The sequence below is a fragment of the Sporomusa sp. genome (assembly GCF_035561255.1).
Classification (GTDB): Bacteria; Bacillota; Negativicutes; order Sporomusales; family Sporomusaceae; genus Sporomusa.
Genome location: NZ_DATMXX010000031.1, coordinates 1 through 10274 on the forward strand (window position 1 = coordinate 1; position 10274 = coordinate 10274).

General features: G+C 47.6%; 11 protein-coding genes. 8 read left to right on the plus strand and 3 right to left on the minus strand.

Annotation, left to right across the window (positions count from 1 at the left end):
- Positions 1-72 precede the first annotated feature (72 nt).
- Genes VN379_RS01530 through VN379_RS01560 form a run of 7 tightly spaced genes read left to right on the plus strand, consistent with a single transcriptional unit; the run spans position 73 to position 6952 of the window.
- Positions 73-1980, plus strand: a complete 1908-nt coding sequence (locus tag VN379_RS01530) for an ABC-F family ATP-binding cassette domain-containing protein (RefSeq protein WP_325530104.1) — start codon at positions 73-75, stop codon at positions 1978-1980.
- Positions 1981-2000: 20 nt separating this feature from the next.
- Entirely contained in the window at positions 2001-2336 is a 336-nt protein-coding gene (locus tag VN379_RS01535) for an arsenate reductase family protein (RefSeq protein WP_325530106.1), read from the plus strand.
- Between the two features lie 23 nt (positions 2337-2359).
- Positions 2360-4531, plus strand: a complete 2172-nt coding sequence (gene recQ, locus VN379_RS01540; RefSeq protein WP_325530108.1) for a DNA helicase RecQ — start codon at positions 2360-2362, stop codon at positions 4529-4531.
- A 12-nt stretch (positions 4532-4543) separates the two neighbouring features.
- Positions 4544-4804 (plus strand): TfoX/Sxy family protein, encoded by a 261-nt coding sequence (locus tag VN379_RS01545; RefSeq protein WP_325530110.1) that lies wholly within the window; start codon positions 4544-4546, stop codon positions 4802-4804.
- A 33-nt stretch (positions 4805-4837) separates the two neighbouring features.
- Positions 4838-6133, plus strand: coding sequence for a DUF2157 domain-containing protein (locus VN379_RS01550; RefSeq protein WP_325530112.1), 1296 nt, complete (start codon positions 4838-4840; stop codon positions 6131-6133).
- Positions 6123-6671, plus strand: coding sequence for a GDYXXLXY domain-containing protein (locus VN379_RS01555; RefSeq protein ID WP_325530114.1), 549 nt, complete (start codon positions 6123-6125; stop codon positions 6669-6671). The genes VN379_RS01550 and VN379_RS01555 overlap by 11 nt, the downstream gene beginning before the upstream one ends.
- A gap of 17 nt (positions 6672-6688) precedes the next feature.
- Positions 6689-6952 (plus strand): GIY-YIG nuclease family protein, encoded by a 264-nt coding sequence (locus VN379_RS01560; RefSeq protein WP_325530116.1) that lies wholly within the window; start codon positions 6689-6691, stop codon positions 6950-6952.
- Here the strand turns inward: VN379_RS01560 and VN379_RS01565 are convergent.
- Together VN379_RS01565 and VN379_RS01570 are read right to left on the minus strand one after the other, a co-directional pair.
- Positions 6947-7633 (minus strand): FHA domain-containing protein, encoded by a 687-nt coding sequence (locus VN379_RS01565; protein ID WP_325530118.1) that lies wholly within the window; start codon positions 7631-7633, stop codon positions 6947-6949. The genes VN379_RS01560 and VN379_RS01565 overlap by 6 nt on opposite strands.
- 110 nt (positions 7634-7743) lie before the next feature.
- Positions 7744-8547: a penicillin-binding transpeptidase domain-containing protein gene (locus VN379_RS01570; RefSeq protein ID WP_325530120.1), complete on the minus strand. Its 804-nt coding sequence runs from the start codon at positions 8545-8547 to the stop codon at positions 7744-7746.
- 225 nt (positions 8548-8772) lie between these two features.
- On the opposite strand from VN379_RS01570, the gene VN379_RS01575 reads away from it, so the two are divergent.
- Entirely contained in the window at positions 8773-8967 is a 195-nt protein-coding gene (locus VN379_RS01575) for a YwbE family protein (RefSeq protein ID WP_325530122.1), read from the plus strand.
- 73 nt (positions 8968-9040) lie between these two features.
- On the opposite strand, the gene aroF is transcribed toward VN379_RS01575, so the two are convergent.
- Positions 9041-10054 (minus strand): 3-deoxy-7-phosphoheptulonate synthase, encoded by a 1014-nt coding sequence (aroF, locus tag VN379_RS01580; protein ID WP_325530124.1) that lies wholly within the window; start codon positions 10052-10054, stop codon positions 9041-9043.
- Positions 10055-10274 lie beyond the last annotated feature (220 nt).

The window sequence follows — 10274 nt, forward strand, 5'->3', positions numbered from 1 at the left end:
GTAAAGAGTTTTTCTTCAATAAACCTGCCATCTATGTTAAAATGAAGAAAATCGAACAAAAAGGACTGTACTATGAATTTACTATCAATAGAAAACCTGTCAAAAACCTATGGGGAAAAGGTCTTATTCGGCCAGGTTACCTTTGGTGTTGACGATGGGGATAAAATTGGCCTGATTGGTGTTAATGGCACTGGAAAATCAACATTTTTAAAAGTTATTGCCGGGGTGGAGCAGGCAGACTCAGGCAAGATAATGACTGGCAACAGTGTCCAGATCGAATATTTACCGCAGAATCCCGAATTTGATGCTAAGGCCACAGTGCTTGAGCAGGTATTTAAAGGCCATTCACCGGTAATGCAGGTGTTAAGAGAGTATGAGCAGGCGTTGAGTGAGGCGCAGCAGCACCCGGCAGATATTGTATACCAAAAACGGCTTATCGCATTGACGCAGCAGATGGATTCCCAAAATGCGTGGCAGCTGGAAAGCGATGCCAAAGCGATTCTCACCAAGCTGGGGATTACCGATTTCACCGCAAGTGTCAGTACACTATCCGGCGGCCAGCGCAAACGGGTGGCGTTAGCCAGTGCGCTCATTAATCCGGCTGACTTGTTAATCCTGGATGAGCCGACTAACCATATCGATAACGATACTGTAGCCTGGCTGGAGCAGTATCTTCATAAACGTAAAGGCGCCCTCTTGATGATTACTCATGACCGGTACTTCCTTGACCGGGTAACAAACCGGATCATAGAACTGGATAAAGGCACGCTGTATACATATACCGGTAACTATAGCCAATTTCTTGAATCCAAGGCTGACCGGGAAGAACAGCTGGAAGCCAGTGAGCGCAAACGCCAAAACATCTTAAGAAATGAGCTGGCCTGGATCAGACGCGGGGCGCAGGCGCGCAGCACTAAACAGAAGGCCAGAATCGAGCGATTTGAAGAGCTTAGTGCCCAGACCCCGATGGCCGGCAATGGCCAGATGGAGATCACTGTCGGCGCCAGCCGGCTGGGGCGCAAGACGGTCGAACTGGAGCATATCAGCCATGCTTTTGGCGGCAACAACCTAATCAATGACTTTAACTACATTGTGCTTAAGGATGACCGGGTCGGGATCGTCGGGCCTAACGGCAGCGGCAAATCCACATTGCTTAATATGATTGCCGGAACACTGACCCCTGACAACGGCACAGTGGAGATTGGCCAGACGGTAAAGATCGGCTATTTCTCTCAGGAAAGCAGCGAAATGAACCAGGATCTGCGGGTTATTGAATATATTAGAGAAGAAGCCCATTTTTTGCCTACTGCCGATGGTGGAACCATCAGCGCAGCGCAACTCCTGGAACGTTTTCTGTTTCCGCCTAATCTCCAGTGGACACCGATTGTCAAGTTATCAGGAGGGGAGAAACGCCGCTTGTATCTGCTGCGGGTTTTGATGAGTGCACCTAATGTTTTGCTCCTGGATGAACCGACCAATGATCTGGATATCCAGACCTTAACCATTCTGGAGGATTATCTTGACGACTTTCCCGGAGCAGTTATTGCCGTGTCCCATGACCGGTATTTTCTTGACCGGATTGTTGAAAAAGTATTCGCCTTTGAAGGTCAGGGCCGGATTACTCAGTATCCCGGGAATTATTCGGACTATCAGAACAGAATCAGTATCGTCGAAGCAGAGGCTGCCGACAAGGCCAGGAATACTGCCGATAAAAGGCCGGTAGCTGCGGACAAGCCCAAAGAACGGCCTCAGAAGCTGTCTTTTAAAGAGCAGCGGGAGTACGAGCAGATTGATGCAGTCATTGCCGGTGTTGAGCAAGAACTTGTCCAGGTGGCTCATGGCCTTAATACTGCCGGCAGTAACTTTGAATTACTGCAAGAGCTTACCGGCAGGCAACAGGAACTGGAAATGCGGCTTGATGAACTGCTTAACCGCTGGACATATCTTAATGAACTTGTGGAAGAATTTAATAACAAATAAAGGGGTTACTGGAGCTTGCGATGAACATACAGATATTTGGCACAAAAAAGTGTCAGGATACCAGAAAAGCTGAGCGTTATTTCAAGGAGCGCAAAATAGGTTTTCATTTTATCGACCTAACGATACGCGGTTTAAGCAAGGGTGAACTGGACAAAGTGAGGGCGTCAGTCGGCGGGTTGGAAAACCTTATTGATAAAACTGGTAAAGAATATGAAAAACGCAATCTAAAGTACCTGGTACATAATGTGGAAGAGCAGTTGCTGAATCATCCGCTGCTGTTAAAGACCCCGATAGTCCGGAACGGCGCCAAGGCTACAGTTGGTTATTGCCCTGAGGTTTGGGCAAGCTGGAGCTAATTTAAAAATGGGAGATTAGACATATGCTAGAGATGGCGCGTAAAGTGTTAAAAAAATATTACGGGTATGATGAATTCCGGCCAGGACAGGCTAAAGTCATTGCCAGCTTGCTTAATGGTAAAGATACTGTAGCCATTATGCCCACCGGGGCAGGCAAATCACTGTGCTTTCAGATTCCGGCGATGTTATTGCCAGGTATTACGGTCGTTGTTTCACCGCTTATCTCGCTGATGAAAGATCAAGTGGATGCGTTAACCGAACAAGGGATACCTGCTACCTTTATTAATAGCTCACTGACCGGCTCGGAGGCTGGGCGGCGGCTGCAGCAGATGCGGGCCGGGCGGTTCAAACTGGTATATGTAGCCCCGGAACGGCTGACTGCCGACTGGTTTCAGGCAGCAGTAGGCGAGCTTAGTATTAGTATGCTGGCGATTGACGAAGCCCATTGTGTTTCCCAATGGGGACATGATTTTCGGCCAAGCTACCGGAATGTTAGTACCTTTATTGCAAATCTGCCCAACCGCCCGGTCATTGGTGCGTTTACCGCCACGGCAACCCCTGAGGTTAAGACCGATATTTCGAGCTTGCTGGCACTGCAGTGGCCGCAGGTCCATATAACCGGCTTTGACCGGCCCAATCTGTCCTTTACTGTCATGCGTGGCGAGAATAAGCAGCAGTTTGTGCTGCAATATGTTAAGGCCAATACCAGCCAATCAGGGATTATCTATGCGGCTACCCGCAAAGAGGTCGATGGTTTGTATGAATTGCTGCGGAAAAAAGGCTATGCCGCCGGCCGGTATCATGCCGGATTAAGTGATGATGAACGCATGTCGCAGCAGGAACGGTTCCTCTATGATGATGTCCGGGTTATGGTGGCGACAAATGCTTTTGGCATGGGGATCGACAAATCCAATGTCCGCTATGTTGTGCACTATAACATGCCGAAAAATATGGAATCATATTATCAGGAGGCTGGACGCAGCGGGCGCGACGGTGAACCTGGTGAATGTATCCTGCTGTTCGGTCCGCAGGACCCGCTCTTACAACGGTTTCTGATTGATAAGTCGGTAGAACATCCTGAACGTAAACAGCATGAACTTAAAAAATTGCAGGAGATGGTGGATTATTGTCACACCCCTGCCTGCCTGCGGCAATATATACTGAGTTATTTTGGCGAACCGGCAGTTGGTTCAGGCTGCGGCCATTGCGGCAACTGTACCGCTGATGGTGAACAGGTCGATATTACGGTTGATGCTCAAAAAGTTTTTTCCTGCGTCTACCGGATGAAAGAGCGTTTCGGTATTTCAGTGATTGCTGATGTACTAAAAGGTTCAAAAAATAAAAAAGTCCAGCAACTGGGCTTTGACCGGTTGCCGACTTATGGTTTGATGGCTGAACGCACCGTGCTGGATATTAAAACACTGGTGCAGCGTCTGGTAGCCACAGGGTATCTGCGTTTGACCGAAAGCGAGTATCCGGTGGTAAAGCTGGGGCCTGAGGCCATGACCGTACTGCGGAGTGAAGCCCAGGTATGGCAAAAGGTATTTACTGAACGCCAGCCGCTGGTTGCTGATGATAGCTTGTTTGAGCTGCTGCGTGTGTGCCGTAAGCGGATCTCTGAGCGGGAAGGGGTACCGCCGTTTGTCGTGTTTGCCGATACGACCCTGAAGGAAATGAGTCAGCACCGCCCGGCTGATCTTGCTGCCATACGGCAAATTAAGGGTGTTGGTGAGCTAAAGCTGCAGAAATATGGCGGAGAATTCCTGGCAGTTATAACTAAATATCTGGCAGAGAATATTGCTGCTGCCGGCAGTACAACGGCTGTAATTGAGCATCAACCGGCGAAGAAGGTGAAGGTGGCAGCTAAAAAGAGCAGCAGCAAAGCTGAGACCGAACCTAGTCATGTGATTACCCTTGGCATGTACCGGCAGGGGGCTGAGCTGGATGAGATTGCCGCCACAAGGGACCTGACAACTAACACTGTGCAAAACCATCTGGTCCGGTGCGCTCAGGAGGGGCATACTGTTGATTGGGACAGGCTTATCCCGGTCCAGTATGAAGAGCTAATTATTGCAAAGGTTAAAGAAGTTGGCGGTAAACAGTTAAAGCCGCTTAAAGATGCTTTGCCTGATGCTGTTAGCTATGCTGCCATTAAGGCTGTATTATGTAAGCATTTTGGTGTTGCTGGGACTTAAGGGGGTAACTGGATGTCACAACTAAGCGAATTGCCGAATATTGGTATAGTATTGGCTGAGCGGTTAAAAACTGCAGGAATATCTGACAGCGTGGCCTTAAGAGCATTAGGCAGTAAAGCTGCATTTATGCGAATTCGCGCCAACGATCAGGGAGCCTGCTTGTCAATGCTGTATGCGCTGGAGGGTGCCGTTCAGGGAGTACGGTGGCATCGTTTGGATAACGCAGTTAAAGCAGAGTTGAAGGAATATTATACTGCCAGGGTAAGAGCATAGACATAGTAAAATGTATTGGCAGGAGCGTTAGTTATGAATAAAAAAGCGGTGGAATGGCTGTATCAGCAGTTGCCGGAGCTTGTGGCTAAGGGCGTCATTCCGGCTGAGAGTGCAGAACGAATTAAAAAATACTATGGTCCTGTTACCGATACAACCGGAACACGGACTTTTCTCGTTATCTTCGGCGTGATTGGCGCTTTGCTGGTTGGACTGGGCATTATCCTGATTCTGGCTCATAACTGGGCTCAGTTAACGAAGATAAACCGCCTGGCCATTTCAATGTGCCTGCTTGTGACAGCTCAGGTAATTGCCGGCGGCGTGCTCTGGTGTAAACGTGACAGTACAGCGTGGCGTGAAGGGGCTGCTACCTTGTTGATGCTGATGGTTGGCGCAGCAATGGCTTTAGTCGGACAGACCTATCATCTGGTGGAAGACACTGATATCTTTCTGCTCACCTGGATGCTGCTGTCGCTGCCTTTAATGTATTTGATGAAATCAGCCAGTGTGGCAATGCTGTATACTGTTGGAATCACTTTTTGGACAGGTAGTCATTATGGGGTCAGCAAGCAATTTATCTGGGTACTACTTGGTGCGGCGATGCCGTATTATTGGGGATTACTGAAAAACAACCGTTATGCAAATACAACCATTATTTCGTTCTGGGTGTTGACGGTCTGTTGCTATATTAGTTTTGCAACCGCTTTTTCAGGCTATCTGGACCAACTGGGTTTTCTCATTTTTAGCGCGTTATTTGGCATAACGTATCTGGTTGGCGAGCTATGGTTTACCAGTCCGGACCAAGGCTGGCGCATGCCGTTTACAGGGGTAGGTATGACCGGGAGTATTATTTTGTCCTTCATCCTGACCTTCAATGACGTCTGGCGGCATATAACATCAGGCTGGAACCCGCCGCCCTTAATAGCGTGTTTACTTGCCGCTGTGCTGCTACTTATGGTGCTTGGCGGAAATGGTATGCTTGTCAAACAAAATAACCGGGAAGCCAGGAAGTTCGCTTTGATACCCTGTGTCGTCGGCCTGGCGTATCTGGTCCAGTTTTATGACAGCAGCGGCTTGGGAGCTACACTTATTTTAAACGGGTATATGCTGTGGCTGAGCATCAGTATTATCTCCAAAGGGGTACGGGAATTCCATCTTGGCATTGTAAATCTGGGTATGATCATGCTTACCGTGCTGATTGTTGCCCGTTTCTTTGATATTGATGTAAGTTTTGTCGTGCGCGGCGTCATCTTTGTTTTAATCGGCATAGGTTTTCTTGTTGCCAATGTGGTTTTAGTACGCCGCAAAGCGGGGTGGCAAAATGACAAATAAGAAACTGCTGCTTAGTTTATTTATCGGTGTCGCCTTGCTGCAGGCAACTGTACCACTATATATGGCCTGGCGCTGGGAAAACATTTTGCAAACAGGACGCCAGTTTTACTGGCAAACAGCTCCGGTAGATCCGGCTGATGCCTTCAAGGGACGTTATGTTGAGCTGAGATTTAAGGAAGACACCGGACCGATTATCGATCAGAACAACCTGCTCATGGGCCAGCTCGTATATGCCAGCATTGCTGAGAATGCTGAGGGGAAAGCGTACATCAGCGGGGTTAGTGTCAACCGGCCGGAACAGGGCCCTTATGTAAAAGTCAGGGCATATGCCAATGGCCAGAATACCGCCCATGTGACCTTGCCGTTTACCCGCTATTATCTGCCTGAAGAGCTGGCTCCTGCAGCCGAAGGCGCCTATCGGGAGAGCGCCGGCAAAACAGGGGTTGCAGCCGTACGGATCAAAGATGGCTACGGTGTTGTTGAGCAGTTATATATTGGCGATAAACCGCTGTACGAATTTTTGCGCCAGTCGCAGTAAGGATTATAGGAATATTTATGGCATATACATATATTGTTCAATGTGCTGACGGCACTTTCTATACAGGCTGGACAACCAATCTGGAAACCAGGGTGGCAGTCCATAACTCAGGCAGTGGTGCCAGATATACCCGCAGCCGGTTGCCTGTTACCCTGATCTACTATGAGCTTCAGCCTGATGAGAGCCAGGCCCGGAAACGGGAATATGCAATAAAACTCCTGAGCCGTAAGGAGAAGGAAGTGCTGGTTGCCGGTTTTACAATTAATAACGTTTGTTCATAGCTCTAAAAGACAGCCTACGCCTCTGCTGTTTTTGATTAGAGCACCTTGGCTGCCAAGCTTTTGACGCAAGCGGTATATTAACAGGTTTATCTCGTCAAGCCCAACTTGGGGGATTTCGTTGGCCCTAAGTATGCGCTCCGGCCATACGTTAGTTCTGATATCATCATAATGGACAGTCTGGTTGCAATTCGCATAGAGCAGCAACAGGAGTTGCCATTCTTTGGGCGACAGGGCAATCCGGTCGCTGCTAACAAAACACTGCCTTTTCGGGATGTCAAGTTTTAGCTTGCCGGTGTCCGGTAACGACAGGGCTGAGTGATAATTTGTGTTGTTGAGCTCCAGTGTTGCATCGTCGGGATTTTCCGGGCTGATATAACGCAGCACGGCAGCGCCTTGTGCGAGAATAATCCGGTCATTATGCTTAAGCACAATTGGCAGGCCAGGAGTAACTGGTTGTTTATTAACAAGCGTACCATGTTTGCTGTGCAAATCAGTCAAAATAATGGCAGTTTCGCTGATTTGGAGTAAGCAGTGTTTGCGGGATATAAACTTGTTTTCAAAGCTAATATCCGGTTTCTCGGTGTGACCGGTGCGGCCTAATACAATTTGTTCGTGATTAAGCCCGATCTTATACCCGGGCTCATAGGGAAATCCTTTTTCTAAAACAAGATAATTAGCCATAGCTACCCCTCTCTATTTAGGACACATTGAAAAAGCGCTAATCCCTGGGGCAATGCTTAATAAGAATATATAAGCAGGAAAAGTCACCGTATGCAGCGGTGACTTTTCTATCAAAGCAGCCCCAGTTCCTTGAGAATCAGCTTTGAAATCTCCCTGGCCTTGCCGCCATGTGCGTCCGGACCATTTAGAATATTAGTCGCGAAAAAATACCTATGACCATCTTTTTCTACAGAGCCCACAAACCAGCCTAAGCTATAGTGACCATCCTGATAGGCTGAACCTGTTTTACCTGAAAAAACCAGGTCATTGCTTGCGGTTAAAACAATAATCTTTCTTACCACCGCCATGTTGTCTGGCGCAAACGGCAGCTTATCGTTATAAAGCTGTTGTAGTAATTCAACCTGCTCCCGGGCCGATATCTTTAAACTTGACCCTAGCCAAAACTGGTCAATACCGCCACTGATATCCTGATTGCCATAATGTAGCTTATTGATGTAATCTTCCATCCGGCCAGTGCCGACTCTTCTGGCAACTTCCCGGTAGTACCAGACAACAGAATTGGCAATTGCAGATGCCAGCGTATGGTCACGGTTCCAGGCCGGATAAGGGTACTGTTGACCGTTCCATTTAATCAGGGTAAATACGTCCTCCTGGTCCAGAACACCACTCTCAAGGCCGATGAGTGAATTGAATATTTTAAAAGTAGAGCAGGGGCTCAGCCTGACATTGCTCTGCTGCTCGTTGTAAATTGTGTATCGATCAGAATCTTCGTCATATAAAATAAATGTTCCTTCATAACCTGTAAAAAACTTGCTCAAATCATCACGGATTATGCTGCTGCCAGCCTGCCCGGTGGCTGGTAAATTAAAACAGAAACAGATGGCTAAAAGGATTATCGATAGGTAACGTTTCACACATATCTCCCCTTATTAACAAATATTTCCTGGCCAGGGTCCTAAATCTATAGTAACATGGGCAAGGGGCAGAATAAATAGACGGATAATTAAAAAACAATTACAATAATATATACAAGGGAAGCGGTAGCCTCTGATTCAATGAGTTGTTCCCAATAGTGGCTACTAGTAAAGAAAGTGCCTGTGCTGCATTGAGATGAGCAATAGGCAGGATAGGAGTATATTATGGACGGTACACAGCGAAAAAATATTACCCCAGGTGTTCGGGTAAAGATTGTTCAAAAACCACATCAGCGGACAGGCCAGCTAACTGAAGGGATCGTAAAAGACATTCTGACAAGCAGCGCCGTGCATCACCGCGGTATCAAAGTCCGGCTAACAGACGGAATCATTGGCCGGGTGCAGGAAGTACTAAAATAAATAGACTCAAGAGAACCGTCCCCGTGAGTCTGACTCATGGGGACGGTTCTCTTGAGTCGGTGTTCATTTGTTGTTAGAGAGTGCGGTTATCGATACGCGCAATTTCGCGCAGGGATTTCATGAGTGAGGTGAAGCGTTCGGGTTTTATTGATTGCTGACCATCGCACTTAGCATTGCTGGGGTCTTGGTGGACTTCAATAATTAATCCATCGGCTCCTACGGCAACGGCCGCCTTTGACAGCGACTCGACCATCCACCATAGTCCGGCAGCATGGCTGGGGTCGACGATTACCGGCAGATGACTTAGCCTTTTGATTGCCAGTACGGCACTAAGATCAAGGGTGTTGCGCGTGTAGGTTTCGAATGTGCGGATACCGCGCTCGCATAAAATTACGTTTTCATTGCCGCCAGCCATGATGTATTCAGCAGACATTAAGAGTTCTTCGACAGTAGCGCTTTGGCCGCGTTTGAGCAGGATGGGTTTGTTAATTTGCCCTGCCGCTTTTAACAGGTCGAAGTTTTGCATATTGCGGGCACCAATCTGAATAATGTCAATGTCCTCATGATGGTTTTCCAGTTGTCTGATGGACATGATTTCGGTGACGATAGGCAGGCCGGACGCCTGTCTTGCCTGTTTTAGTAATTCAAGACCTTCTTGCTGCATGCCTTGGAAGCTGTAGGGTGATGTGCGTGGTTTGAAGGCACCGCCCCGCAGAAAACCAGCACCGGCGGCCTTGACTTCATGTGCTATATTAACAATTTGTTCGTGACTTTCAACCGAGCACGGCCCGGCGATAACGGCTATTTGATTGCCGCCGATTGTTTGATCTCCGACGGTGATGAGGGTGTTTTCAGGATGGAATGTGCGGTTCGCCTTTTTGTACGGTTCCTGCACGGAGAGCACTTTCTCCACATAGGTTTTGCTTAGCAGATAGTCCCGGTCAAGTTTTCCTGTGTCGCCGACGATCCCCAGTATTGTCTGGAATTTACCATACGTTGGCCAAACACTGCAACCAAAGTTTTCAAGCTCCTGTTTTAATTTTTCAATTTGCTCGGGTGTGGTCGAAGAATTCAATACAATGACCAATAGAAACGCCTCCTGTAATTTTAGTATATAAAAGTAAAAAACCTAAGGTCTCAATGAGCCTTAGGTTTGTTATACACAAAGTTTAATTTGCATTTTGTTAAGGACTCACAGGTGAAAAATTTATTAAGTTACCACATGAGAATAAGCCTGCGCCAAAAAAGCTGGCCCAAGCAAAAAAGAAAAAATATTGGTTTGTATATGATTTATGAGAGGTTAACAT

What these genes read in the sequence shown, in the direction of transcription:
- VN379_RS01575 (WP_325530122.1), top strand. Translation starts at nt 8,773, where the DNA reads ATGGACGGTACACAGCGAAAAAATATTACCCCAGGTGTTCGGGTAAAG.
- recQ (WP_325530108.1), top strand. Translation starts at nt 2,360, where the DNA reads ATGCTAGAGATGGCGCGTAAAGTGTTAAAAAAATATTACGGGTATGAT.
- VN379_RS01555 (WP_325530114.1), top strand. Translation starts at nt 6,123, where the DNA reads ATGACAAATAAGAAACTGCTGCTTAGTTTATTTATCGGTGTCGCCTTG.
- VN379_RS01535 (WP_325530106.1), top strand. Translation starts at nt 2,001, where the DNA reads ATGAACATACAGATATTTGGCACAAAAAAGTGTCAGGATACCAGAAAA.
- VN379_RS01550 (WP_325530112.1), top strand. Translation starts at nt 4,838, where the DNA reads ATGAATAAAAAAGCGGTGGAATGGCTGTATCAGCAGTTGCCGGAGCTT.
- VN379_RS01530 (WP_325530104.1), top strand. Translation starts at nt 73, where the DNA reads ATGAATTTACTATCAATAGAAAACCTGTCAAAAACCTATGGGGAAAAG.
- VN379_RS01560 (WP_325530116.1), top strand. Translation starts at nt 6,689, where the DNA reads ATGGCATATACATATATTGTTCAATGTGCTGACGGCACTTTCTATACA.
- VN379_RS01565 (WP_325530118.1), bottom strand. Translation starts at nt 7,633, where the DNA reads ATGGCTAATTATCTTGTTTTAGAAAAAGGATTTCCCTATGAGCCCGGG.
- VN379_RS01545 (WP_325530110.1), top strand. Translation starts at nt 4,544, where the DNA reads ATGTCACAACTAAGCGAATTGCCGAATATTGGTATAGTATTGGCTGAG.